Source organism: Thalassospira sp. HJ (genome assembly GCF_000948415.1).
In the GTDB taxonomy this organism is placed as follows: Bacteria; Pseudomonadota; Alphaproteobacteria; order Rhodospirillales; family Thalassospiraceae; genus Thalassospira.
This window is the reverse complement of record NZ_JYII01000010.1, coordinates 430259-455018: the sequence shown is the minus strand read 5'-3', so window position 1 is coordinate 455018 and position 24760 is coordinate 430259. Positions and strand designations below refer to the sequence as shown.

The following is a 24760-nucleotide window of genomic DNA, read 5'->3' as shown; positions in this document are numbered from 1 at the left end:
GATCCCGTTTAAGAAAACCGTCATTGCCAAAAACACACGAAATGCATCATTCTGCCCGCGCTGCGTGAAAGCGGGGCCAGAGACGCCACCAATTGTTCTCAACGGAACCAAAAATAATGAATGACCCTCGACCAACGGGTACGCAGGCGGCTCGGCCGTTGCCAGGACTTGTTGAATTTATCTGCCTGATGGCGATCACCATCGGGCTGGTTGCGCTGTCGATTGATAACCTGTTGCCTGCCTTTGGGCCGATTGCACAGGATTATGGGATCGAAGACGGCAACCGCATGCAGATGCTGATTTATGTTTTCATGATCGCATTTGGCCTGATGCAGATTGTCTATGGCCCGCTTGCCGACAGCTTTGGCCGCCGCCCCACTCTGATTGCCGGCCTTGGCATCTATTGCATCGGCACGATCATGGCGATCTTTGCTGACAGCTTTGAACATCTTCTGATCGCGCGTTTTGTTCAGGGCCTTGGGGCTGCTGCGCCGCGCGTTTTGACCATGGCGATCACCCGTGACTGTTTTGAAGGTCGCGAAATGGCGCGCGTCATGTCCTTTGTCATGATGGTGTTCATTATCCTGCCGGTGTTTGCCCCGGCATCGGGCAGCCTTATTCTGGCACTCTCCAACTGGCACATGATCTTTGTCAGTACGCTCGTTCTCGCGATTGCGATTGTCTGCTGGTATCTGCTGCGTATGCCGGAAACCCTGCACCCGGAATACCGGCACAGGCTTTCGATGCGCCGGATCGTGCGTGACATCAGAACCACAGTAACCAACCGTCAGACGCTCGGCTATGCCACCGCCATGGGCATGATGTTTGCCTGCCTGATGGCCTATATCGGTTCGGCCCAGCAAATTTTTGAAACCGAAGTATACGGTCTTGGTGTCTGGTTCCCGTTGGTCTTCGGGATGATTGCTGCCTGCATGAGTGTCTCGTCATTTGTCAATGCGCGACTGGTGCGCAAGATCGGCATGCACAAGATTTCCCATGTCGCCCTGTTCATCATGACCGGCAGCAGCCTGATCAATGTTCTTATTGCGATTTGGTTTGACGGCCAGCCGCCCTTGCTGCTGTTTGGCATCGGCCTGACGACGATCCTGTTCTGCTTCTCGCTGACCATGCCGAATTTCAATTCACTGGCAATGGAACCTGTCGGCGCGATTGCCGGGACGGCCTCCTCGATGATTGGCGTTTACAGCACCCTGATCGGCGTGATCGCGGGCGGCATTATCGGCCAGCAGTTTAACGGCACGGTGATCCCGCTTCTGGCCGGTTACTTCTCGCTCGGTCTGATCGGCATTGTGATTGTCGGCATTACCGAACGTGGCAAGTTCTGTCGCCCTACACACTAGACCGCGTTAAACCCACACAATAAAAAAGCCCCGCAGAGTGCAGTCTGCGGGGCTTTTCATTGCGACCGGAAAGGCGATTATTTCGCCTGACGCGGATCGTAATTCAGGTTCGGCGCCAACCAGCGCTCAGCCTCTGCCAGGGTCATGCCCTTGCGCTCGGCATAGCTTTCCACCTGATCGCGCTCGATCTTGCCAAGACCGAAATACTTGGCATCCGGATTGGCGAAATAAAGCCCGCTGACCGATGCCGTCGGGGTCATGGCGTAGCTTTCGGTAAGCGACACGCCAACATTCTTTTCAGCATCCAGAATATCCCAAAGAATGCCCTTTTCGGTGTGTTCCGGGCAGGCCGGATAACCCGGTGCCGGGCGGATACCGCGATAGTTTTCGGCAATCAGATCATCATTGCCAAGCGTCTCATCCGGGGCATAGCCCCAAAGCTCCTTACGGACCTTTTCATGCATGCGCTCGGAAAAGGCCTCGGCAAATCGGTCACCAAGGGCCTTGACCAGAATGGCATTGTAATCGTCATGCTCTGCTTCAAGCTTGCTGGCGATTTCTTCGACTTCCGGTCCGGCCGTCACGACGAAGGCACCAATATAATCGGTCTTGCCGCTGTCTTTTGGCGCGATGTAGTCGGCCAATGCGCGGTTCGGGCGCTTGTTGTTTTCACGGAACATCTGCTGACGCAGGGTATGAAGCATCACCGGTTCATTGTGATCCGGTGCCGGGGTGACTTCGATATCATCACCGACCGAGTTGGCCGGCCAAAGACCGACAACCGCCTTGGGCTTGAACCATTTCTCGGCGATGATTTTCTTGAGCATCGCCTGCGCGTCTTCATAAAGACCACGTGCGGTTTCACCGACCTTTTCATCCTGAAGGATGTCGGGGAAGCGACCATGCAGTTCCCAGGTCTCGAAGAACGGTTTCCAGTCAAAGCGCGATACCAGTTCTTCAAGATCGAACTCTTCAAACAGGGTGATCCCCGGTTTGAGCGGCACAGGTGCCTCGAAGTTTTCCCAATCAAGCTGCGCCTTGTTGGCACGTGCATCAGCAAGCGAGAAACGCTTTTTCTGCAGCTGCTGCGCGGCGTGCTTTTCCGCCATCGCGACATATTCATTGCGAATTTCCGCAGCAAAACGTTCGCGATGGGTTTCGGAAAGCAACTGGCTTGCAACACCAACCGCACGCGATGCATCGATCACGTAAACCACCGATGATTTCAGGTAGTTCGGCGCGATCTTGACCGCGGTATGGACCTTCGATGTCGTCGCACCGCCGATCAGAAGCGGGATATCAAGACCTTCGCGTTCCATTTCGGCCGCGACATAGGTCATTTCCTCAAGCGACGGCGTAATCAGGCCCGAAAGCCCGATCATGTCGACCTTCTCAGCCTTGGCGGTCTCAATGATTTTCTGGGTCGGCACCATCACACCAAGGTCAATGACCTCGAAGTTGTTACATTGCAGAACCACACCGACGATGTTCTTGCCGATGTCATGGACATCGCCCTTCACGGTCGCAAGCAGGATCTTGCCATTGGTTTCGTGCTTGCCGTCTTTTTCTTCCTCAATGAACGGGATCAGATAGGCGACGGCCTTTTTCATCACACGTGCAGATTTCACAACCTGCGGCAGGAACATCTTGCCTGCGCCAAACAGGTCACCAACGATGTTCATACCATCCATCAGCGGCCCTTCAATCACATGAAGCGGCTTGTCTGCCTGCTGACGGGCTTCTTCGGTGTCTTCTTCGACAAACTCGGCAATACCGTTGACCAGCGCATGGGCCAGACGTTCATTGACCGGCTTTTTACGCCATTCAAGATCCGCCTTTTTCTCGGGCCCGCCGGTACCTTTGTATTTCTCGGCGACTTCCAGCAGCCGGTCGGTTGCGTCTGAACGACGGTTGAGGATGACGTCCTCAACGCGTTCACGGAGTTCCGCAGGGATTTCTTCGTAAACAACCAGCTGGCCGGCATTGACGATCCCCATATCCAGTCCCGCCTTGATGGCGTGATAGAGGAACACCGAATGCATGGCTTCGCGGACCGGGTTGTTTCCACGGAACGAGAAGGACACGTTTGAAACACCGCCGGAAATCTTGGCGTAGGGCAGATGTTTCTTGATGAGGCGGCAAGCCTCGATGAAATCGACGGCGTAATTGTCGTGTTCCTCGATCCCGGTCGCGACAGCAAAGATGTTCGGATCGAAAATGATGTCTTCGGGCGGGAAGCCGACTTTCTCGACCAGCACGTCATAGCTGCGTTTGCAGATTTCAAACTTGCGATCAACCGTGTCGGCCTGACCTTTTTCATCAAAGGCCATAACGACAACCGCCGCCCCATAACGGCGCAGCATCTTGGCCTGTGCGATGAAGGGTTCTTCGCCTTCTTTCAGACTGATCGAGTTAACGATGCCTTTGCCCTGCAGGCATTTCAGACCGGACTCAATCACGTTCCATTTGGAACTGTCGACCATGATCGGCACACGGGCAATGTCGGGTTCAGCCGCAATCAGGTTGATAAACTTGACCATCGCAGTTTCGGCATCGAGCATCGCATCATCCATGTTGATGTCGATGATCTGTGCGCCGTTTTCGACCTGCTGACGAGCGATCTCAAGGGCTGCATCGTAATCTTCCTCGACGATCAGCTTCTTGAATTTCAGCGATCCGGCAACGTTGGTGCGTTCACCAATATTGATAAATCTGGAAATGTCGGTCATGGGTCTTTTCGATCTCTTTTCAGCAATCAATATCAGGATTATGCGGCGTCAAACGGCTCAAGGCCGGACAAACGCATGCGCGGTTCGAACTTCGGCACAGTGCGCGGTTTGGCATCAGCAACCGCATCGGCAATCGCCTTGATGTGCGGCGGCGTCGTTCCACAGCAGCCCCCCAGAAGGTTGACCATGCCGGTTTCAGCCCATTCCTTGACCAAGGCTGCCATTTCAGCATCCGACTGGTCATATTCGCCAAACTCGTTCGGCAGGCCAGCATTGGGGTAAACCGAAACGCGGCATTCGGCAATACGCGAAAGTTCCTGCACGTACGGACGCAATTGGGCAGCCCCCAATGCACAGTTAAGGCCAATCGAGAACGGCTTGGTATGACGCACGGAGTTATAAAACGCCTCGGTCGTCTGCCCCGACAGGGTCCGGCCCGACGCATCCGTGATCGTGCCTGAAATCATTACCGGCACATCTTCACCACGTTCTTCAAGAACCTCATCAATGGCAAACAGTGCGGCCTTGGCATTAAGCGTATCAAAGATGGTTTCGACCAGAAGCGTATCCGCCCCGCCATCAAGCAAGCCGTTTGCCGCTTCCTTGTAAGCTTCTTTGAGCTGATCAAAGGTAATTGCGCGGAAGCCCGGATTGTTCACATCCGGCGAAATCGAAGCAGTACGGTTGGTCGGGCCGATCGCGCCATTCACAAAGCGCACGTCACCCGGATGGGCAGCTTCCCACTCGTCGCAGGCGGCACGCGCGATCTTGGCACTTTCGAAATTGATCTCATACGCCAGATCTTCCATGCCGTAATCGGCCTGGGCAATCGTGGTCGCGCTAAAGGTGTTGGTGCCGTTCAGGTCCGCACCGGCTGCGATATATTGCAGATGGATGTCCTTGATGATGTCCGGCTGTGTCAGCGACAAAAGATCGTTATTGCCCTTCACATCCTGCTTCCAGTCGGCAAAGCGTTCACCGCGATAGTCTTCCTCGGTCAGCTTGTGCTTCTGGATCATCGTGCCCATCGCGCCATCAAGGATCAGGATTTTTTCCTCGGCCCGTTTGCGCAGCAGGGCAATGCGTTCCTTGCGATCATTCATCTTTTTCATCCAATCAAATCTTCATGCGTCCGGTTACAGAACAACAGGTTCCTCAGGCAGCTGCCTGTTCGGTTCCGCGAATGCCCAGCGCATGGCAGATGGCATAGGTCAGTTCGGCACGGTTAAGCGTATAGAAGTGGAAGTCGGTCACGCCTTCGCTGATCAAACCTTCCACTTGTGAAATGGCTTCGTGGAAAGCAACCATGCGGCGCGTATCCGGGTCTTCATCAAGCCCCTCGAAACGCCAATGCAAACGCTGCGGGACAGAAGCACCACACATGCCCGCAAAATTCAAGAGCGAGGCAAAATTGGTTACCGGCAAAATGCCCGGAACGATTGGCGCATCAATCCCGGCGGCAACACATTTGTCACGGAACCGCAGATAGGTTTCGTTATCAAAGAAGAACTGCGTAATCGCGCGGTTTGCACCGGCATCGATCTTGCGTTTGAGATACTCGATCTCGAAATCGGCACTCGGCGCATCCGGGTGGGTTTCCGGATAGGCCGAAACCGAAATATCGAAATCAGCAATTTCCTTAAGGCCTGCAACCAGATCAACCGCATAGGCATACCCACCCGGGGTCGGCTCGTACTTGCCGGTTGCCTCGGGCATATCCCCGCGCAGGGCAACGATCGAGCGAATGCCTTCGTCCCAATAGCTGCGCGCGATCTCGTCGATCTCTTCCTTGGTGTGCCCGACACAGGTCAGGTGGGCAGCTGCCGGAATGCCGGTTTCCTTTTGAATGCGGGTCACGCTGCCGTGGGTACGGCCACGCGTGGTACCGCCAGCCCCGTAGGTCACCGAGACAAAAGACGGATTGAGCGGCGCAAGCCGGTGGATCGATCGCCACATGGTTTCTTCCATCTTTTCCGTTTTCGGCGGAAAGAATTCGAACGAAACCCGCAGGTTCTTGCGTACTGCCTTGATTTCTGGAACCGTCATCATATCAATATCTCAATCCTGTCTTCACGTTCCCGTCGGTCGGGTCTTTTTATTTAGGTATTGTGGTAACGGCTGCGCGTTATTCGGCAGCCTTCTCACTATTCTTTTGCGCCTGATCGGATAACGGATGCGCCACCCAAATCCGGACTGTCAGCGGCTTGCCCGGCAGGCTCACGACATTGTCCGGCTCAAGCCCGTTGGCGCGGAACCACGCATTGATCGACGCATCGTCAAAACCAAGACGTCGATGCGCGTGTTCTTCACGCAACTCTTCATGTTCATGCTGGGCAAAGTCGACGATCACAAGCTTGCCACCAGGCGCCAAAACGCGCGCGGCCTCAGCCAGAGCAGCGTCGGGTTTTTCGGCAAAATGAAGCACCTGATGAAGGGTCACGACATCAAACATCCCGCCCGGATAAGGCAGCTGATACATATCGGCTTGCCGGACAAGGCAGTTCGACAGATCGGCACGCTGCAGGCGGGCACGTGCCACGGCCAACATTTCACGCGACATATCAACGCCAACGCCTTCCTCGGCATTGCGTCCAAGAAGCTCAAGGATCCGACCGGTACCGGTTCCGACATCAAGAATCCGCCCGCCGGTCAGGTCGCCAACCGTCTCAAGCAAGGCCTTTTCGACCACGGCCTCATCGACATGCAGGGACCGAATCCGATCCCAATCCTCGGCGTTGGCCCGGAAATACTCAGTCGCGATCTTCTCACGCTCAGCCTTCACCTGTTCAAGACGTGCACGATCAAGCGAAAGGGTCTCGTCATCCTTGGGCAACAGATCGAGCACTGGCTGAACAAGGTCGGCCCCCGGACCGGAATGGGGGGTGCGATAGAATACCCATGTGCCTTCACGGAACCGGACAAGCAGACCCGCTTCGCACAATAGTTTAAGATGTCGGGATACGCGGGGCTGGCTTTGACCAATGATCTGGGTGATCTCGCTTACCGTCAGCTCACACTCGGCACAGATCGCCAGCAGACGAAGCCGCGTTGCTTCTGCAGCTGCGCGCAATCTTGCCAGAACCTGTTCCATACCAGTACCCTCCACGTCGGTGAGAAAGATATAAAGATATGTTTATATTTGTTCAAGGACTATTTTCGCAGCAAAACATGTTGCCCAAATGCAACACCAGAAAACTGCTTGATTGCGATCAACTTTTTGTATGCTGGTGTTTAAATTCCCCCTATGCTAACCAGATGGATATCTAAGGCGTGTGCGTTACATGGTCGCCCTTTCGAGCAGAAGGTTGATCGGTAACGTTTTTTGGTGTCCCGCACTGAAAACGTTTTGGGTCAGGGGAAGTCTGTGTATCGAACATCGGTTGGCTAAAAATAATGAAGTTCCGAACTTTGCTTTCGCTTTGTGCCGCAGGATCGCTGTCTTTGCTGACCGCGTGCGCATCGACAGAACCAGCGCAGGACACGAGTGATTACGACCCGCTTGAGCCGGTGAACCGCGTGGTTCACGGCGTTAACGGCGCTGTTGATTTCATGGTCCTGTATCCCGCTGCAATGTGGTACCGCGACATTGCCCCGCAACCCGTCAAAACCTCCGTCGCGAGTTTTGTGCGCAACATCAACGAACCGTTGAACTCGTTCAACGCGTTGCTGCAAGGTGATCCGGATCAGGCTGCTGCCTCGTTCCAGCGTTTCATCATGAACTCGACGATTGGTCTTCTTGGCTTTAACGATGTCGCGACTGATTTCGGCATTCCGTATCGTCGCGAAGATTTCGGCCAGACCCTTGCCCATTATGGCATCGGCGGCGGTCCTTACATCGTGCTTCCGCTGATTGGTCCGTCCAACCTGCGTGACACGACGGGTATTGCTGTTGACTATGTTGCCAACCCGCTGACCTGGGGGGCCGAAAACAGCGACACCGCAGAAGCCCTTTACTGGGGCTCTCTTGGTCTGACTGCGCTGCATACGCGTTACGCCACGATCAATCAGCTGAACGAACTGCAGAAATCGTCGATCGACTATTATGCAGCTCTGCGCAGCCTGTATCGTCAGCAGCGTAATACGCTGATTCGCAACGGTGCCCCGGCACCGGCATCCGCTGTCGAAGATGAAAGTGCATCTTTTGACTTTGATGATGCCGTCGAAGCAGCAAGCCAGTAAGAGCCCATCATGGCAAACAACAAGATCGCCATACCAGCTGCCGCGATGATCGCCATCGCAGCAGCGTGGTCTGGCCACGCGTCGGCAACGAGCCTGTCTTCGGACGTCGTTGCCGAAGTCGCTGTTGAAACCAGCGCTGCCGATGTGATTAAAACCATGGCTGATCAGGCCATGGTCGAACTCACCGACCATACCCTTGCTGACGACGTCCGCCGCGAAAAGTTCGTGTCCCTTATGGACCGCTATTTCGAAATGGATGTAGTCTCGCGCTTCGTTCTTGGTCGCTACTGGCGTACGATTTCCAACCAGGAAATCGAAGAGTTCTCTGTTCTTCTGCAGAACTATCTGGCGCTGAATTACGCCAACCAGTTCAAGGAATTCAACGGCGAGCAGTTTGTCGTCGGTGACGAGACCCAGAAGAACAAGGACACATTCGTCGATTCGCAGTTTGTCCGTCCGGACGGCCCGCCGATCAATATCGTCTGGCGCATGCGGATGTTTGATGACAGCTACAAGATCATTGATGTTTCCATCGAAGGTCTGAGCATGGGCATCACCCAGCGTGACGAGTTCACATCAGTTATTCAGCAGAATAACGATGATGTCGGCGCCCTGACCGCAGCACTGAAGGCCAAGACCGGCCTTTAAGACAAAGCCCGTCTGAAATATCGAATACGAAAGCCACCTTCTTCGGACGGTGGCTTTTTTGTTGGGCCATTCCAATGCTGCTTAAGCATGAAAAAAGGCCACCGTCCGAAGAGGGTGGCCTTTGATCTGAAACCGGCTGTCCGCCTTAGCGGGTCAGCGGCTTGTATTTGATGCGGTGCGGGCGGCTAGCCTCTTCACCATAACGACGTTTGTAGTCGGCTTCATATTCCTGATAGTTCCCTTCGAACCACTCGACATGCGAGTTGCCCTCATAAGCAAGAATATGGGTCGCGATACGGTCAAGGAAGAAGCGATCGTGCGAGATAACCACAGCACAACCGGCAAACTCGAGAAGACCTTCCTCAAGCGCACGCAGGGTATCGACATCAAGATCGTTGGTCGGTTCGTCAAGCAGCAGGACGTTCGAGCCAGACTTCAGCATCTTGGCAAGGTGAACGCGGTTACGCTCACCACCAGACAGCTGACCGACTTTCTTCTGCTGATCCGCCCCCTTGAAGGCGAACTGCGAAACGTAAGCACGCGAGCTCATCGGGCGCTTGCCCAGAAGGATCTCGTCCAAGCCATCGGAAACTTCCTGCCAGACGGTCTTGTTCGGATCAAGCGAGTCACGCGACTGATCGACATAGCCCATCTTGACGGTTTCACCGATCTTCAGATCACCTGAATCCGGCGTTTCCGCACCCGTCAGCATCTTGAACAGCGTGGTTTTACCAGCACCGTTCGGACCAATGACACCAACGATACCGCCCGGCGGCAGACGGAAATCAAGGTTCTCGAACAGAAGCTTGTCACCATAAGCCTTGGTCAGGCCTTCAGCGGTGATGACTTCATTGCCGAGACGCTCGGCAATCGGAATAACGATCTTGGTTGAATCCGGAACGGCTTTTGCGGCTTCGGCGACAAGATCGTCATAGGCACGAACACGGGCCTTGGATTTTGCCTGACGGCCTTTCGGGTTCTGACGGATCCACTCAAGTTCAGTCGCAAGCTGTTTCTGACGGCTGCCTTCCTGACGGGCTTCCTGTTCCAGACGCTTCTGCTTCTGTTCCAGCCACGAGGAATAGTTGCCTTCAAACGGGATGCCCTGACCACGGTCAAGTTCAAGGATCCAGCCAGTGACGTTATCAAGGAAGTAACGATCGTGGGTAACCAGAATGACAGTACCCTGATAATCTTCAAGATGACGTTCAAGCCACGCAACCGATTCCGCGTCAAGGTGGTTGGTCGGTTCGTCAAGCAGCAGAATGTCAGGCTTTGCCAGCAGAAGACGGCAAAGGGCGACACGACGACGTTCACCACCGGAAAGCTTGGAAACGTCTGCGTCCTTGGGCGGACAACGCAGTGCGTCCATCGCGATCTCAAGGGTGCGTTCCAGATCCCAGCCATTGGCCGCATCGATACGTTCCTGAAGTTCGCCCTGCTCGGCAAGGAGATCATTCATTTCGTCATCGGTCATCGGCTCGGCGAATTTGCCACTGATTTCGTTGAAGCGTGCAAGATCGTCAACGATCGAACCACAGCCTTCCATCACGTTGCCAAGAACGTCCTTTTCAGGATTGAGCTGCGGCTCCTGCTCGAGATAGCCGACATTGACGCCATCAGCAGGCCAGGCTTCACCGGCATAATCCTTCTCGATGCCGGCCATGATTTTCAGCAGGGTCGATTTACCTGCACCGTTGTTCCCGAGAACACCGATTTTTACGCCCGGCAGGAAGGACAGCGTGATGCCCTTGAAAAGTTCGCGACCGCCCGGAAGGATCTTGGTCAGGTCCTTCATGACGTAAATATACTGGTAGGATGCCATTAAATTCCCCATCCAAAAGTCGTTGGGTCCGCCCCATCGGGTCGGAACACTCCGGCACGCCCAAGGCGCACCTGAAATACTGTGCCCGTTTGTAACCGACAGGCAGTCTCTTAACAACTTCAAACCGCAGAGGCCCGGTGCGAAGTCACAACAAGGCGGTTGGCATGCGGTCATGGCGTGAAGAGTTGGCCCTTACCGGCACGCATACCAACCAAAACGACGCGGGTGCGATTCCGGTCAGAAATGCCATCAAAAGACGGACAACGCGCCCTTTACGGTACGAAAACGTCACTTTTTAGGCATGAATGCGCCAAGTTTTTCAACCTTGAAATGCTGCAGCGCACACAATGAAAACTGACCGAATTCTGTCATTATTTTCGTTCGCAGCTGCCGAGCAAAGGCCTCTAACACCCTGTTCTATACGACTAATGATTAGCTTATGGCCCATCTAGAAAGCTGATATCGACCTTTACAGGCAATGAGTGTGTCCCAATGCACTCAACGCCACGCGTTTAAGCGGCCGACAAAAACAATCCAAAAACGATGTCGGCAGGGAAAGTTATCATTTCTAGGAAGGAGACGCGCGATGGATGAACAAAGCGCAGCCTACTGGAAGAGAAACGTGAAACTGGTCTCGGTACTTGTGGTGATCTGGTTCATCGTTTCCTACGGTTTCGGCATCTTGTTTGTCGATGCCCTTAATTCGATCGAAATAGCGGGCTTCCAGCTTGGTTTCTGGTTTGCTCAACAGGGGTCCATTTACGTCTTTGTCGCATTGATTTTCGTCTATGTGGCCAAGATGAACAAACTGGACCGCGAATTCGGCGTTCACGAAGACGACGACTGACGCAGGATCTGGGAGACAGACAAGATGGATCTTACTACCCTTACATATATTGCCGTCGGTTTGAGCTTCGCGCTGTATATCGGCATCGCGATCTGGGCCAAGGCAAGCACCACCGGCGAATTCTATGTCGCTGGCAAAGGTGTTAACCCGGTCGTCAACGGCATGGCGACTGCAGCAGACTGGATGTCGGCTGCTTCCTTTATCTCTATGGCTGGCCTCATTGCCTTCCTTGGCTATGGCGGCTCGGTTTACCTGATGGGTTGGACCGGCGGCTACTGCCTGCTGGCAATGCTTCTGGCACCGTATCTCCGCAAGTACGGCAAATTCACTGTGCCGGAATTCATCGGGGATCGTTATTATTCCAAAGCAGCCCGTATCGTTGCTGTTATCTGCCTGATCTTTATCTCGTTCACCTATGTGGCAGGTCAGATGCGCGGCGTTGGTATCGTGTTCTCGCGCTTCCTTGAAGTTGAAATCCTGACCGGCCTGATCGTCGGCATGGGTATCGTCTTCATCTACGCCGTTCTCGGCGGCATGAAGGGCATTACCTATACCCAGGTTGCACAGTATTGCGTTCTTATTGTTGCCTACACCATTCCGGCAATCTTCATTGCCTTCCAGCTGACCGGCAATCCGCTGCCGCAGCTGGCATTCGGCTCGACCGTGAATGGCACCGGCGAATTCATGCTTGATCGCCTCAACCAGGTCGTGACGGAACTCGGCTTCCTCGAATACACCACCACCAGCAAGTCAACGATTGATATCTTTGCAATCACCGTTGCCCTGATGGTTGGTACCGCAGGTCTGCCGCACGTTATCGTTCGCTTCTTCACCGTTCCGAAAGTTCGTGATGCACGTTCTTCGGCTGGTTGGGCACTGGTCTTCATCGCGCTGCTTTACACCACTGCTCCGGCAGTTGGTGCAATGGCTCGCCTGAACCTGACCGAAACCATCCAGACCGGCGAAGTCGGCGATCCGGAAGGTAACCTTGTCTTTGAAGAGCGTCCGGACTGGATGAAACGTTGGGAAGCCACCGGCCTCCTGTCGTTTGAAGACAAAAACGGCGATGGCCGTATCCAGTACTACAACGACGCAAACGCAGAGTTCGCCGCCAAGGCAGCCGAGTTCGGCTGGCAGGGTAACGAGCTGAAGGTTGACCGTGACATCATGGTTCTGGCCAACCCGGAAATCGCACAGCTTCCGAACTGGGTCATCGCACTGGTTGCAGCAGGTGGTATCGCCGCTGCCCTGTCGACGGCTGCAGGTCTGTTGCTTGTGATTTCGTCTGGCGTATCGCATGACCTTCTCAAAGGTACATTCACACCAAACATGACAGAAGGACAGGAACTGATGGCAGGGCGTATTGCCGCTGCGGTCGCGATCCTGATTGCCGGTTATCTGGGCTACAATCCTCCGGGCTTTGTGGCACAGGTGGTGGCCTTCGCCTTCGGTCTTGCCGCATCCTCGCTGTTCCCGGTTATCATCATGGGGATCTTCTCCAAGAAGGTTAACCGCGAAGGCGCGATTGCCGGCATGCTGACCGGTCTGGTCTTCACCATGGGCTATATCCTTGCCTATAAAGGTGTGTTCTTCGACCCGATCATTGCAAACACGCCTGAAAACTGGCTGTTTGGCATCTCGCCGGAAGGCATTGGTGCGGTTGGTATGGTTCTGAACTTCATCGTTGCTTTCGCTGTGTCGAAAGTCACCGCTGAGCCGCCAGAGCATATCCAGCACATGATTGAAGATATCCGTGTTCCGAAAGGGGCCGGTGGCGCGGTTGACCACTAATCGGTCAACCAGGTTGCCAAAAACTGTTGCGGGCCCCCGGATCCTTGATCCGGGGGCTTTTCTTTTCAGCCTCACTCAGGCAACAATGCAATCAGGGCGTGCCCTTGCGGAGGAAAAAAGGTCATGAGCATCGAACTCGAAGAAATTGCCGAATTTCTGAAAGAACATCACCCGTTCGATCTGCTACCCGACGCAGAAATCAACGCCCTGCCCAAGCGCCTTCAGGCCCGCTATTTCCGCGCCGGGACCAAGGTCCTCTCGCCCGAACAACAATGCCTGCATCTTTACATTATCCGCACCGGCGGCACCGAGACCCGTGATCCGAACGGGCAGCTGCTTGCCCGTCTGTCGGAGGGTGAATGTTTTGGCGTTCGCGCGATGTATCAAAACGGACGGGCGGCCAACAACATCACCACCCTTGAAGACAGCCTGTGTTACCTGCTGCCCGAAAAGGATTTCCATGACCTGACGGGCAAGTATCCGCAATTCAGCTATTTCTTCTCGCAGATGGGCGGGGATCGCCTGCGAAGCGGCATGCAGCTGCTTGAAAGCCGCGATGACGATCAGCTCAAACTGATGACTGTCAAGGTCAGCGACCTGATTGCGCGTGATCTGGTCAGCATCGACAAATCCGCATCGATCCTTGAAGCCGGTCAGCTGATGAGCAAGGAACGCGTTTCCTGCCTGCTGATCACCGAGGGCGATGATGGCGTTGCTGGCATCATGACCGACCGCGACCTGCGTAATCGCGTGATTGCCAAGGGCCGCAGCTATGACGAGCCGGTCACAGCCATCATGACCGAAAAGCCGATCTCGATTTCGCCGGATCAATATGCGTTTGATGCCCTTCTGACCATGACGCGCAACAATATCCGCCACCTGCCGGTCATGAAGGATGGCAAGGCGGTCGGCATGATCACCACCAATAACCTGCTCGCCCGCCAATCGCTGTCAGCTGTCTATATGGCAGGCCGCATCGGCAAGCTGACCGATCCCGAAGAAATGGCAAAGGTCATTGCCCTGGTCCCCGAACTTCTCAGCCACCTGATCGAGGCGGGCGCGACATCGCATAATGCCGGGCATATCGTGACAACCCTGTCGGACGCGGCAACTGCCCGCCTTCTGCAACTGGCCGAAGAGGAAATTGGTCCGCCACCTGTTCCCTATGTCTGGATGGCTGGTGGATCACAAGGACGACAGGAACAAACCGCCCTGTCGGATCAGGATAACTGCCTGATCATCGATGATGCCTATGACGCTGGACAGCACGGCGCGTATTTCAAGAAGCTGGCCGATTACGTCTGTGATGGCTTGCACAAGGTTGGCTATGTCTATTGCCCGGGCGACATGATGGCCAAGATTGATGAATGGCGCCAACCGGCCCGCACCTGGCAGCAATATTTCAATAAATGGATCGAACAGCCCGAACCAAAATCCCTGATGTTGTGTTCCGTCTGGTTTGACCTGCGGCCCGTCCATGGCACCAAAAGCCTGTTTGACGACCTGCACCGCATGATCGTTTCCAAGGCCAAGGACAATCGCATCTTCCAGGCCTATATGGTCGGCAACGCCCTGACCCATCATGTGCCGCTTGGCTTCTTCAAGAACTTCGTCATGATCCGCGGCGGCGAGCATGACAAGACCCTTGATCTGAAACACAATGGCGTCGTGCCGATTGTTGATCTGGCGCGCATCCATGCCCTTGCCAACGGGGTTGAGGCCGTTAACACCTATGAACGCCTTAATGCCGTCAAGGCCTTCCCGTCCATCAGCAATCAGGGGGCGTCTGACCTTCTGGATGCCTTTGAGTTTGTCAGTATCACCCGTCTCAAACATCAGGTCCGGCAAATCCGGCGCGGTGAAAAGCCCGATAACTTCCTGCAACCCGAAAGCCTGTCAGCGTTTGAGCGCAGCCACCTGAAAGATGCCTTCTCGGTGATCAAGAACCTTCAGAGCGCGCTTGAGCACGCCTTTGGCAAAAGCGGGACCTGATCGATATGGGATTGCGCGAAAAGATCCTTGATAGCCGCCTGTATCGTGATTTTATCCAGCGCAAGGCCACCGGGGCTTTGCGGACCTATTACGATGTCCCACCAGCCGATCCCGACAGATCGGTGAGGGAAACCGAATTCATCGCCCTTGATCTTGAAACCACAGGCCTCGACCCCAAAAAGGCAGAAATCGTTAGCCTAGGCTGGGTGATCATTCGCCAGCTTGCCGTCGATTTTTCAAGTTGCGAGCATATTCTGGTCAGGCCGTCCAAGGAGCTCAGTGAAAGCTCGGTCGTGGTGCATCGGATTTTTGACAGCGACGTCGCCGATGCCCCGAATATTGAAGCTGCCCTTGAACATCTGTTGCCGCAAATGGCCGGGCGCGTTTTGATTTCCCATCATGCACCGATTGAACTGGGCTTTCTTGGCCAGGCATGCAAACGCTGCTTTGGCGCGCCGCTGCAAATCCCGACGGTCGATACCCTTGTGCTCGCACTGCGTGACATCCGCCGCAGTGGGGAGCCGATGAAGGCTGGTGCCCTTCGCCTTGATACCCTGCGTCGAAATCACAACCTGCCACCCTTCCGGGCGCACAATGCGCTATCCGATGCGATTGCCGCCTCTGGCCTGTTTCTCGCCCAGATCGCCAAACGTGATCCAAAAGGCGAACTTGAGCTCGACCGGATACTGCGCTAATCGGTTATCAGGGTTAAACAAATGCCCCACCAACAATAACAGCGAATTGGGAGCCACCCCCGTATGTACGTCTTCATCTTCACGACAGTTGTTGTCGGGTTTGCATCGGCTGGTGTGGTCATGCTGCTGTTCCGCCTGTGGGGCCGCAAAGCACCGAAATATGTCATTCCCTTTGTCGCTGCGATTGCGATGTTCGGTTACATGATCTGGGATGAATACACTTGGTTTGACCGCTATGAGGCGCGCCTGCCCCAAACCATCAGCGTCATTCAGACATTCACCGACGAAAACATCTTCGCGCCCTGGACTCTGGTGTCCGCGCCAACCAATCGCTTTACGGCGATTGACCACGAAAAGCTGGTTGCCAACCCGCAAAACCCGGATGAAAAACGTGTCATGACCTTGCTGCTGCGCAAGGGTGGTGAAACCCTTGCCCTGACCCACCTTGTCGATTGTGCGCAAGGTCGGCGTGGTTATATCACCCCTGACACAGCACTTGATAGCAACGGCTTCCCGACCGGGATGGATGAATGGTTCGATATGGGTGCTGATGATCCGCTGCGTGCCGCGGTTTGCCAGTAACCGACCCTCTGCCACATCATCTGCATCGAGCCCAGACAGCCCGCCATTCGCGGGCTGTTTTCATTTGTGCCCATTTCCATCCGATGCGGTTTTATCAATCCGTTGCTTGACACATCGCTATATTCATAAAAATATAGCGATACTGAATCACTCACCGGGAGCCCCACCGTGAACCGCTTACTCCGCAATCTGTTTGCTGCCACACTCCTCCTGAAAGCCAGCACCGCTGCACATGCCGAAGACATCACTGTTTTCGCTGCTGCCAGCCTGACCAATGCCATGACGAAGGCTGCAGAAACCTATGAGGCCGAAACCGGCAATCATGTGCGTTTGTCTTTTGCCAGCTCATCTACCCTGGCCAGGCAAATCGCGGCAGGTGCGCCCGCCGATCTTTACATATCGGCCAATCAGAAATGGATGGACTGGCTGGCGGAGCAGGACCTGATTGCGACCGAAAGCCGTCAGGATATTCTGGCAAACAGTCTGGTTCTAATTACACCGGCCGATAGCGCGTTGGGGCAGATAACGATCAATGATCAGACCGGGTTTCTTGACCTGATCAGTCCGGAAGATCGCATCGCGGTTGGTGATCCTGAGCACGTCCCGGCCGGTATTTATGCCAAACAGGCGCTCACGCATCTGGGGCAATGGGACGCGGTTGAAGATCGATTGGCGCGCGCCGATAACGTCCGGGCTGCATTGGCACTGGTCGAACGCGGCGAAGCACCGCTGGGCATTGTTTATCGGACTGATGCCGCAATTGCACGGGACGTCAAAATCATCGCCACCTTCCCGGAAGGCTCCCACCCAGTAATCACCTATCCCGTTGCAATGATCAAGGATACCAAAGCGACCGGTGCGGGCGACCTGCAGGCATGGCTTCTGGGAAACGAAGCAGGCGTCATTTTTGCTGAGTTCGGCTTTGGATCGCCGACGGAGGAACCAAACTGATCAATGGCAATGATCAGGCGTCTTGCGAAGGATCTTTCAGAACTGCGGCAAGCTGATCAAGGTCATCTTGCAAGGCGCTTTCGGCCCTTTCACAGGCGCGGTCATACAAGGCGATCACTTGTTTGCCCATGTCGGTTAGTTGCGCGCCGCCATGTGCACGTCCGCCGACATGGGTTTCGATCACCGGCGATGTGAAGCACTTGTTAAGTTCATCAATCAAAAGCCACGCACGGCGATAGGACATCCCCATCGACCGCGCCGCAGCCGAAATTGACTGATGTTCCAAAACAGCACGCAACAAATCGACCTTCCCGTAACCAAGGCGAATGTTGCCGGGCAGATCAATCTTCAAACGGATTTTCAAATCGTCACTTGTCATGGCCACACACTATCCCCGCCTCAGTTCAAATGCCAGTGCAACGCATAGCGGTGTTATTTTACGTGACGAACGCACCAAATTTACCGACTATGAACTTATCGCGATCTACACAACACGCAGAGATACATATCCCTCATGATCAGCTTGACGCCCGCAGAAATCGAAGCGCTGCTGCTTAGCCTGCGCATTTCGGGGGTTGCGGTTGCCTGTGCCCTGCCTTTTGCGGTCGCAGTTGCCACCGCACTTGCACTTGGCCGGTTTCCCGGACGTTTCATTCTTGATGCCATTGTGCATCTGCCTCTTATCCTGCCGCCGGTTGTCATGGGCTATTTGCTGCTGATCGGCTTTGGCACGCGCGCCCCCCTCGGTGCCTGGCTTTATGAAACCTTTGATCTGCGCTTTGTCTTTAGCTGGACCGGTGCTGCATTGGCATCAGCCATCGTAAGCTTCCCGTTTCAGGTGCGCGCCATTCGCCTAAGCCTTGAAAACGTTGATCATGGCTTGTATCAGGCGGCCGAAACGCTTGGTGCCGGGGCGATTGACCGGTTCTTTTCACTGACATTGCCCCTCGCCCTGCCCGGCATCATTGCCGGTGCCATTACGGCCTTTGCCGCAAGCCTCGGGGAATTTGGTGCCATCATTACCTTTGTCTCGAACGTGCCGGGTGAAACCCGCACCCTGCCGCTTGCGATCTATACCGCCATCCAGACGCCGGGTGGTGAGCTGGCCGCGGCCCGCCTTGCAGCCCTTTCCATTGGCCTCGCCTTTACCGGCCTGCTTCTTTCCGAACTGGCCTTGCACCGCATCCGCAAGAGGGCCGCGTCATGAGCATCGGGGTTAATGTCGAGTATCACCTCAAGAACTTCCAGCTTTCGGCGGAATTCAACATTCCAGAACCCGGCATCACCGCACTGTTTGGCCCGTCCGGCAGCGGCAAGACCACACTGGTCAACATGATTGCCGGGCTGGTCCGCCCGGATCGCGGTCATATCCAGATCAATGATCATGTGTTGTTTGAACATTCACGTGGCATCAATTTACCCGTGCGCGAACGTCGCGTTGGCTGTGTGTTTCAGGACAACCGCCTGTTTCCACATAAATCGGTGCGCGAAAACCTGTTTTACGGTGCACGCCGCAACCCCCACAAACTGCCGCAGGACGAACAACAGTCGATCCTTGATATGCTTGATATCGCCGATCTGATGGACCGTCGTCCCAACCTTCTGTCCGGCGGGGAAAAGCAACGGGTGGCGCTTGGCCGTGCGCTTCTGTCCAATCCGGATGTGTTGCTGCTTGATGAGCCGCTTTCGGCCCTTGATCATGCCCGCAAACAGGAAATCCTGCCTTATCTCGAATGGCTGCGCGATCATCGCAAGATCCCGATCCTCTATGTCACCCACGCGATTGACGAAGTCGCCCGTCTTACCGACCACATGGTGGTGATTGATCAGGGCAAAACGCTTGCCACCGGATCGGTGTTTGACATGCTGGGCCGCACGGATCTGGCACCACTGGCCGGGCGCTTTGATGCCGGTACTGTCCTGCCCGCCCGGATCGTCAGCCGCGATCCCAAGGCCGAGGTCAGCTTCCTTGAATGCGGCGAACAGCGTCTTGTTGTGCCCTATCTTGGTCGACCAAACACAGACCGGGTTCGATTGCATGTACGGGCGCGTGACGTCATGATTGCCCGCACCCCGCCGCGCGATATCAGTGCGAATAACATCATTCCCGTGACCATCACCAAAATCACCGATACGCCCGGTGATACCATTGATGTCACCATGTGCTTTGGTCAGGATGCGGACGCCACCCTTCTGGCTGAAACCAGTGGCCGTCCCAAAATCCATGCCCGCATCACGAAATGGTCCGGGTCACGCCTGAAACTGCAACCCCATCAAAAGGTCTTTGCCGTGATCAAATCGGTCACGGTCAATGGCCAGTTGCGTGATCGCTAGGCGCCTTTGAGCCGCCTCCACAAAAAAGCCCCGTCGTACAAACCGACGGGGCTTTTGCAATTTGATCAGGGATGCTGATAAGCGTTCGGCGCCGGGAAATCCCATTTGCTGCGCAAGGCCGGATCGGTTTCATAGATCTCGACCTTAAGCGGATAACAGGCCGCCTCATCGCTTGAATGTCCGGTGCTGCAATCACCGCCCGGACAGGTCGACAAATTGCCCAGCAAGTCGATCTCGGCAAACATTTCAATATAATCCCCCGGGCGCACCGGGCTTGCCTTCATGAAATACTGATGGGTATCCTTGGTAAAGCCGGTGCACATGAAGACATTAAGCACATCATGCACATAATGATCGGCTTCCTGCATCGACATGCCGGTTTCGTGACTTAGCGCCCGACACAGGTTCGAATGGCAGCATCGATGATAATCCTGCCCGGACAGCAGCCGGTTGGTAAACGGATCACAACGGGTGCCGATCACGTCATGGACACTGCCGCCATCCTCATCAAAGCCATACCAGTCGAGCGTATCTTCACTGATCAACGCCATTGATCGTAAATACGGCATGTTTGACCATAACCGGTCACCGGTCGTTACATGGGTTCGATGCAGGGCGCGCGTCTTGCCACTGAAAAACCGTTCCTTAAGATCATTGGCATTCCACAGGTTAAGGTCCCCGACCTGCGGTCCCTCGACACTGACGATGCGGAAAAAGCACCCCTTGGGCACATGAAACGTGCGGGCATCACGCGGCGGCACGATGACCTCATCGGTCTTTTTCATCGATGCCTTGATTTCGGCCAAGGTCGCGAAATCCGGTTCGGGCAGCGTCCCGTTGGGATAAACCACCACGGGCGTCACCGCGCGGCGGGCATCAGCATCTGCAGGGGCGGAATGTTGGGGCTTCATCGTCATGACATGACCTTGATCAGGGGAAAATGAATGGACAACAGGATCGCATAGTCATGCCATCTGACAAGCATGTTTCTTCTTGCCATTAGACCAAGAAATACTTATCCATAATCCATGAAGGATATCCCGCCGCTATCGCATATTCCGGCCTTTGAAGCCGCGGCGCGCTTTGAAAGTTTTGTCCGTGCGGCCAAGGCGCTTGGCATTACATCAACTGCCGTCAGTCAGCATGTACGCGCCCTTGAAGACTGGCTTGGTACGCCGCTTTTTGTCCGCAAGGCGCGCGGGGTTCAACTGATCAGACAGGGGCAACAGTTTGCCGACGCCTGTCAAAACGCGCTGCGTGAAATCCGCGATGGCGCGGAACGGGTTTCCCTGCAAAAGACCAAACGCAAAGTTGGCCTCGCCTGCCAACCTTCTGTCGTATCGCTTTGGCTGACAAGCCGCTTGCCGGACTTCATGGAAAGGCATCCTGAAATTCAGGTCTCCATCGTCTATCCGTTTGGCGCCACAACGCCCGAGGAAGTCGGCGCAGACCTTCTGATCCGTCATGGCACGACACCGGACCGGACAGCTGAAAAACTCCTGAGTGCCGCAACACGCCCGACCTGTGCCAAATCCTACCTCGAAAAGGCAGGACCGCTTGACAGGCCCGTTGCCATCCGGGATGCGCGATTGCTGCATGACGAGACCGAAGATGCCTGGCGTCTGTGGTTCCGGCAACACGGCCTTGAACTGCCGGGCGGCAATGCGCCCGTCTTTGGGGATTTCAATCTGCTGATCAGCTCCATACAGGCCGGTCACGGGATCGGCCTTTGCCCGACGGCGCTCATTGAAACCGACATCGCATCGGGTAATCTTGTCGTGCTGTCCGAAGATGCCGCCGATACCGATAAATATTACTGGTTGATCGGGGCACATGCCCTGTCTTCTGACGCGGAATTACTGCGGCAATGGCTGCGCGACCAGGCATCGGTTTAAAGTGAAATGCCGATCACACAATCGGTGTGATCAACGCGCCGCGCTCGTCCCAGGCATCCAGATTATCAACAACCAACTGCGCCATGGCATCGCGGGTTTCGACTGTTCCACTGGCCAGATGCGGATACAGAACAACGTTATCAAGTTGGGCAAAAGCCGGATCGATGTTTGGTTCGTTATCAAAAACATCAAGACCGGCACCGGCAATCGTCCCGTCTTGCAAAGCTCGGATCAAGGCCGGTTCATCGATCACAGATCCACGTGCGATATTAATCACGATGCCAGCACGACCAAGCGCATCCAGCACCGCCTGATTGACAATCCCCTTGGTAGCAGCCCCACCGGGGCAGGCCAGCACCAGAATATCGGACCACTCGGCAAGCGCCACAAGATCATCGAAAAACTTGTAGTCGACGGCCTTCTTGCTACGCCCGAAATAGCCGACCTCGACACCGCTCGGAATGGCGCGCGATGCAATCGCTTGCCCGATGCGCCCCAGCCCGACAATGCCAAGCTTCCTGCCGCGCACGGTTCGGGCAAGGGCCATTGGCCCCTTGGCGGCCCATTTGCCGCTCCGGACCCAGTCATCCCCCGCCAGTAACTGGCGCAAGGTAGCATGCATCAACATGATCGCCGTATCGGCAACATCATCGGTCAGGATATCCGGGGTGGTTGAAACGCGGATGCCCCGAGCCCGGCAGGCTTCAAGGTCAATCAAATCATGACCAACCCCAAAACTCGTAATGACTTCAAGATTAGGCAACTGCGCCATCAGGTCTGCTGGCACGCCAAAGCGCGCTGATGTGACAATGGCCCGGATCTGATCGCCCATATCATCGAGGAACTTTTGTTTGTCCTCGATCAGGTCATAGCGATGCAGGTCATGACGTTCCGCAATCAGGCGCGTATGGACGGGACGGATATCAAGAAGGGCAAGAACAGATCGGATCATCGGAATGGCTTTCAATGGGGCAAGGTGCACCAGAGACTAGCCATCCCACAGATGTAAAACAAGTTTACGAGATAGATAACATTACAACAGGGCGCACCCCGGCAATCACACCACCCGGCGCACTTCGGTCAGGAAGTTCCCGATCTCCGCTTTCAGGGTTGCGGCCTTATCCGAAAGATCACGCGCTGCCTCGGTCAGTTCTTCTGCCGCGTTACCGGTTTCCTGTGCCCCGGCGGTCACGGTGACGATGTTGCGCGATACCTCGTCCGTTCCGGTTGAGGCTTCCTGAACGTTGCGCGATATCTCGTTGGTTGCTGCGGATTGCTGCTCGACCGCGGCCGCGACAGAGGTATTGGCGTCATTCACTTCGGAAATAATCGCCGAAATCCGGTCAATGCCCTCAACGGTCGATGTCGTCGCACCCTGAATGTTATCGACATACTGGCTGATCTCGCTGGTTGCCCGTGCCGTTTGGCTTGCAAGGTTCTTGACCTCATTGGCGACAACGGCAAAGCCCTTGCCGGCCTCGCCCGCACGGGCGGCCTCTATCGTCGCGTTCAGCGCCAGAAGGTTGGTCTGGGAAGCAATGTCATTGATCAGTGCAACCACGGTCGCGATCTGATCGGCTGCCTCGGTCAGTTCCGTCACCTGCGCGGTAACGCGTTTAGATGTCTCGCCCGCTTCATTCGCGACCACCGCTGCGTTCGAGACCTGCCCGCTGATTTCACGAATAGAAGCCGAAAGTTCTTCGGACGCCGATGACACTGCCTGCACATTGGCCGATGCCTGCTCGGCAGCAGAAGACACCAGAAGCGATTTCTCCGATGCGTTTGCAGCAATGGCCGTGAGGCTTTCGGACGATCCGGTCAGCTGGGTCGCCGATGCCGAGACCGAATTGACAATCCCCACCACAGAATCTTCAAATGTCACAGCCAGCTTTCTGAATTCATCGGTCCGGCTTTGCATCATGCCAAGCGCACTGTTGACCGACCGGCTAGCAGTCAGGAAGGTGCCCTGCATACTGGTTTCCATGATCCGGCGGAAATAGCGGTTATCGCGCACCTTTTCCATACAGGCGACAGATTCCCGGACATAGGTGTCATTGCGGTCTATCAGATCATTGATCGCGTTCAGAAGCTCGCCAATTTCCCCGCTACTTTGAATATTGGTAATCCGTGCTTCGAAGTCCCCTGCTGCTGCACGTTTTACAATTTCGGTCGCTTTCTTGATTTCGGCATTACTCGCCCCAAACATGACCCCTACTACCCTCCAAGAGACAAAGTGAATTCGTTGAATGTTTGTTTTTTTGAGGCGAGCAATTCGGTGAGATAGGCATAGGACGCATCCAAACCGTCCTTTGGTGACGCAGCAGATTTTTCAAGCTTCAGAAGGTGGTCATAAAGCGGGACGATAGACTCTTCGATGACCTTTTTGTCGGGCGCCCGACGGTTACTGTGAAAGCCGGTGATCTCGCCGGCTGTGTTCCGGCTCGGCGTCATGTGCGCAAGCACCCAGTAATTATCACCGTTCTTGGAACGGTTATTTACATAGGCAAAGATCTCACGACCATCCTTGATGGTGTCCCATGCAAGCTTGAACACAACGCGCGGCATTTCCGGGTGACGGACAATATTGTGCTGCTTGCCAATGCATTCCTGTTCAGTGTAACCGGCGAGCTTGTAAAATGTCCGGTTGCCATAGGTCATCTTGCCGGTGGTATCGGTTTTGGTGACGATGATCTCGTCCGGTTCAAGATAAATCTCGTTGCCAGAAAGCCTGGCGTCGCGCCTGTCGCTCATTATCTACCCCTGGTTACTGACACCGCGCCCCCACCTGTTTTTAGTTTGAAAAACTCATTCCCGCTCCCTCACCGCCTAAGCAAGGGTATGGGCGAGAACAGCATTAAAGTGGGGTTAATTATACTAGTGGGGCGGGCTGCGAGAAATTCAACCCAGAGGCATGCGGATTAATCCCGAAAT

General features: G+C 55.1%; 22 protein-coding genes. 12 read left to right on the top strand and 10 right to left on the bottom strand.

Annotated elements, in window-relative coordinates; translation table 11 throughout:
* Positions 1–158: 158 nt before the first annotated feature.
* Positions 159–1361, top strand: coding sequence for a multidrug effflux MFS transporter (locus tag UF64_RS07545; RefSeq protein WP_235284994.1), 1203 nt, complete (start codon positions 159–161; stop codon positions 1359–1361).
* Positions 1362–1438: 77 nt separating this feature from the next.
* Here UF64_RS07545 and metH read toward each other — a convergent pair whose 3' ends face one another.
* The 4 genes from metH to UF64_RS07525 all read right to left on the bottom strand — a co-directional run bounded on the left by metH (position 1439) and on the right by UF64_RS07525 (position 7181).
* Positions 1439–4090, bottom strand: coding sequence for a methionine synthase (metH, locus tag UF64_RS07540; RefSeq protein ID WP_044827970.1), 2652 nt, complete (start codon positions 4088–4090; stop codon positions 1439–1441).
* A gap of 38 nt (positions 4091–4128) precedes the next feature.
* Positions 4129–5193, bottom strand: a complete 1065-nt coding sequence (locus tag UF64_RS07535; protein WP_044828235.1) for a homocysteine S-methyltransferase family protein — start codon at positions 5191–5193, stop codon at positions 4129–4131.
* Positions 5194–5245: 52 nt separating this feature from the next.
* The gene (gene metF / locus UF64_RS07530; RefSeq protein ID WP_082049613.1) at positions 5246–6139 is read right to left on the bottom strand and encodes a methylenetetrahydrofolate reductase; all 894 of its coding nucleotides are present in this window, start codon (positions 6137–6139) and stop codon (positions 5246–5248) included.
* A 76-nt stretch (positions 6140–6215) separates the two neighbouring features.
* A complete protein-coding gene (locus UF64_RS07525; protein ID WP_044827969.1) occupies positions 6216–7181 on the bottom strand; it encodes a metalloregulator ArsR/SmtB family transcription factor in 966 nt (321 codons plus the stop codon).
* Between the two features lie 302 nt (positions 7182–7483).
* On the opposite strand from UF64_RS07525, the gene UF64_RS07520 reads away from it, so the two are divergent.
* Entirely contained in the window at positions 7484–8269 is a 786-nt protein-coding gene (locus UF64_RS07520; RefSeq protein ID WP_044827968.1) for a VacJ family lipoprotein, read from the top strand.
* Positions 8270–8278: 9 nt separating this feature from the next.
* Positions 8279–8917: a phospholipid-binding protein MlaC gene (locus tag UF64_RS07515; RefSeq protein WP_044827967.1), complete on the top strand. Its 639-nt coding sequence runs from the start codon at positions 8279–8281 to the stop codon at positions 8915–8917.
* Positions 8918–9062: 145 nt separating this feature from the next.
* Here the strand turns inward: UF64_RS07515 and ettA are convergent, their stop codons facing one another.
* Positions 9063–10742, bottom strand: coding sequence for an energy-dependent translational throttle protein EttA (gene ettA, locus UF64_RS07510; RefSeq protein ID WP_044827966.1), 1680 nt, complete (start codon positions 10740–10742; stop codon positions 9063–9065).
* A gap of 586 nt (positions 10743–11328) precedes the next feature.
* Here ettA and UF64_RS07505 point away from each other — a divergent pair.
* The 6 genes from UF64_RS07505 (at position 11329) to modA (ending at position 17600) form a co-directional block, all read left to right on the top strand.
* The gene (locus UF64_RS07505) at positions 11329–11589 is read left to right on the top strand and encodes a DUF4212 domain-containing protein (protein WP_044827965.1); all 261 of its coding nucleotides are present in this window, start codon (positions 11329–11331) and stop codon (positions 11587–11589) included.
* Positions 11590–11613: 24 nt separating this feature from the next.
* Entirely contained in the window at positions 11614–13380 is a 1767-nt protein-coding gene (locus tag UF64_RS07500) for a sodium:solute symporter family protein (RefSeq protein WP_044827964.1), read from the top strand.
* Between the two features lie 123 nt (positions 13381–13503).
* Positions 13504–15372 (top strand): DUF294 nucleotidyltransferase-like domain-containing protein, encoded by a 1869-nt coding sequence (locus UF64_RS07495; protein ID WP_044827963.1) that lies wholly within the window; start codon positions 13504–13506, stop codon positions 15370–15372.
* 5 nt (positions 15373–15377) lie between these two features.
* Complete coding sequence (locus UF64_RS07490; RefSeq protein ID WP_044827962.1) at positions 15378–16067, top strand: exonuclease domain-containing protein; 690 nt, start codon at positions 15378–15380, stop codon at positions 16065–16067.
* Positions 16068–16130: 63 nt separating this feature from the next.
* Positions 16131–16649 (top strand): hypothetical protein, encoded by a 519-nt coding sequence (locus UF64_RS07485; protein WP_044827961.1) that lies wholly within the window; start codon positions 16131–16133, stop codon positions 16647–16649.
* A 168-nt stretch (positions 16650–16817) separates the two neighbouring features.
* Entirely contained in the window at positions 16818–17600 is a 783-nt protein-coding gene (modA, locus tag UF64_RS07480; RefSeq protein WP_044827960.1) for a molybdate ABC transporter substrate-binding protein, read from the top strand.
* A 13-nt stretch (positions 17601–17613) separates the two neighbouring features.
* Here modA and UF64_RS07475 read toward each other — a convergent pair whose 3' ends face one another.
* On the bottom strand, positions 17614–17979 hold the full coding sequence (locus tag UF64_RS07475; protein WP_044827959.1) for a winged helix-turn-helix domain-containing protein: 366 nt from the start codon (positions 17977–17979) through the stop codon (positions 17614–17616).
* 135 nt (positions 17980–18114) lie between these two features.
* Between UF64_RS07475 and modB the strand changes: the two genes are divergently transcribed.
* Positions 18115–18807 (top strand): molybdate ABC transporter permease subunit, encoded by a 693-nt coding sequence (modB, locus tag UF64_RS07470; protein ID WP_200892652.1) that lies wholly within the window; start codon positions 18115–18117, stop codon positions 18805–18807.
* Positions 18804–19934, top strand: coding sequence for a molybdenum ABC transporter ATP-binding protein (modC, locus tag UF64_RS07465; RefSeq protein ID WP_044827958.1), 1131 nt, complete (start codon positions 18804–18806; stop codon positions 19932–19934). Before modB ends, modC begins: the two co-directional genes overlap by 4 nt.
* 65 nt (positions 19935–19999) lie before the next feature.
* Here modC and UF64_RS07460 read toward each other — a convergent pair whose 3' ends face one another.
* Entirely contained in the window at positions 20000–20851 is an 852-nt protein-coding gene (locus UF64_RS07460; protein ID WP_044827957.1) for a DUF1989 domain-containing protein, read from the bottom strand.
* 111 nt (positions 20852–20962) lie between these two features.
* Between UF64_RS07460 and UF64_RS07455 the strand changes: the two genes are divergently transcribed.
* Positions 20963–21829 (top strand): LysR substrate-binding domain-containing protein, encoded by an 867-nt coding sequence (locus UF64_RS07455; RefSeq protein WP_044827956.1) that lies wholly within the window; start codon positions 20963–20965, stop codon positions 21827–21829.
* A 13-nt stretch (positions 21830–21842) separates the two neighbouring features.
* Here the strand turns inward: UF64_RS07455 and UF64_RS07450 are convergent, their stop codons facing one another.
* The 3 genes from UF64_RS07450 to UF64_RS07440 all read right to left on the bottom strand — a co-directional run bounded on the left by UF64_RS07450 (position 21843) and on the right by UF64_RS07440 (position 24580).
* Entirely contained in the window at positions 21843–22781 is a 939-nt protein-coding gene (locus tag UF64_RS07450; RefSeq protein WP_044828232.1) for a 2-hydroxyacid dehydrogenase, read from the bottom strand.
* A 105-nt stretch (positions 22782–22886) separates the two neighbouring features.
* On the bottom strand, positions 22887–24035 hold the full coding sequence (locus tag UF64_RS07445; RefSeq protein WP_044827955.1) for a methyl-accepting chemotaxis protein: 1149 nt from the start codon (positions 24033–24035) through the stop codon (positions 22887–22889).
* An 8-nt stretch (positions 24036–24043) separates the two neighbouring features.
* Positions 24044–24580 (bottom strand): PAS domain-containing protein, encoded by a 537-nt coding sequence (locus UF64_RS07440; protein WP_044827954.1) that lies wholly within the window; start codon positions 24578–24580, stop codon positions 24044–24046.
* Positions 24581–24760 lie beyond the last annotated feature (180 nt).

Coding starts and splice junctions, on each gene's coding strand:
- metH (WP_044827970.1), bottom strand. CDS start 4,090: ATGACCGACATTTCCAGATTTATCAATATTGGTGAACGCACCAACGTT.
- UF64_RS07535 (WP_044828235.1), bottom strand. CDS start 5,193: ATGAATGATCGCAAGGAACGCATTGCCCTGCTGCGCAAACGGGCCGAG.
- metF (WP_082049613.1), bottom strand. CDS start 6,139: ATGATGACGGTTCCAGAAATCAAGGCAGTACGCAAGAACCTGCGGGTT.
- UF64_RS07525 (WP_044827969.1), bottom strand. CDS start 7,181: ATGGAACAGGTTCTGGCAAGATTGCGCGCAGCTGCAGAAGCAACGCGG.
- UF64_RS07520 (WP_044827968.1), top strand. CDS start 7,484: ATGAAGTTCCGAACTTTGCTTTCGCTTTGTGCCGCAGGATCGCTGTCT.
- UF64_RS07515 (WP_044827967.1), top strand. CDS start 8,279: ATGGCAAACAACAAGATCGCCATACCAGCTGCCGCGATGATCGCCATC.
- ettA (WP_044827966.1), bottom strand. CDS start 10,742: ATGGCATCCTACCAGTATATTTACGTCATGAAGGACCTGACCAAGATC.
- UF64_RS07505 (WP_044827965.1), top strand. CDS start 11,329: ATGGATGAACAAAGCGCAGCCTACTGGAAGAGAAACGTGAAACTGGTC.
- UF64_RS07500 (WP_044827964.1), top strand. CDS start 11,614: ATGGATCTTACTACCCTTACATATATTGCCGTCGGTTTGAGCTTCGCG.
- UF64_RS07495 (WP_044827963.1), top strand. CDS start 13,504: ATGAGCATCGAACTCGAAGAAATTGCCGAATTTCTGAAAGAACATCAC.
- UF64_RS07490 (WP_044827962.1), top strand. CDS start 15,378: ATGGGATTGCGCGAAAAGATCCTTGATAGCCGCCTGTATCGTGATTTT.
- UF64_RS07485 (WP_044827961.1), top strand. CDS start 16,131: ATGTACGTCTTCATCTTCACGACAGTTGTTGTCGGGTTTGCATCGGCT.
- UF64_RS07475 (WP_044827959.1), bottom strand. CDS start 17,979: ATGACAAGTGACGATTTGAAAATCCGTTTGAAGATTGATCTGCCCGGC.
- modB (WP_200892652.1), top strand. CDS start 18,115: ATGATCAGCTTGACGCCCGCAGAAATCGAAGCGCTGCTGCTTAGCCTG.
- modC (WP_044827958.1), top strand. CDS start 18,804: ATGAGCATCGGGGTTAATGTCGAGTATCACCTCAAGAACTTCCAGCTT.
- UF64_RS07460 (WP_044827957.1), bottom strand. CDS start 20,851: ATGACGATGAAGCCCCAACATTCCGCCCCTGCAGATGCTGATGCCCGC.
- UF64_RS07455 (WP_044827956.1), top strand. CDS start 20,963: ATGAAGGATATCCCGCCGCTATCGCATATTCCGGCCTTTGAAGCCGCG.
- UF64_RS07450 (WP_044828232.1), bottom strand. CDS start 22,781: ATGATCCGATCTGTTCTTGCCCTTCTTGATATCCGTCCCGTCCATACG.
- UF64_RS07445 (WP_044827955.1), bottom strand. CDS start 24,035: ATGTTTGGGGCGAGTAATGCCGAAATCAAGAAAGCGACCGAAATTGTA.
- UF64_RS07440 (WP_044827954.1), bottom strand. CDS start 24,580: ATGAGCGACAGGCGCGACGCCAGGCTTTCTGGCAACGAGATTTATCTT.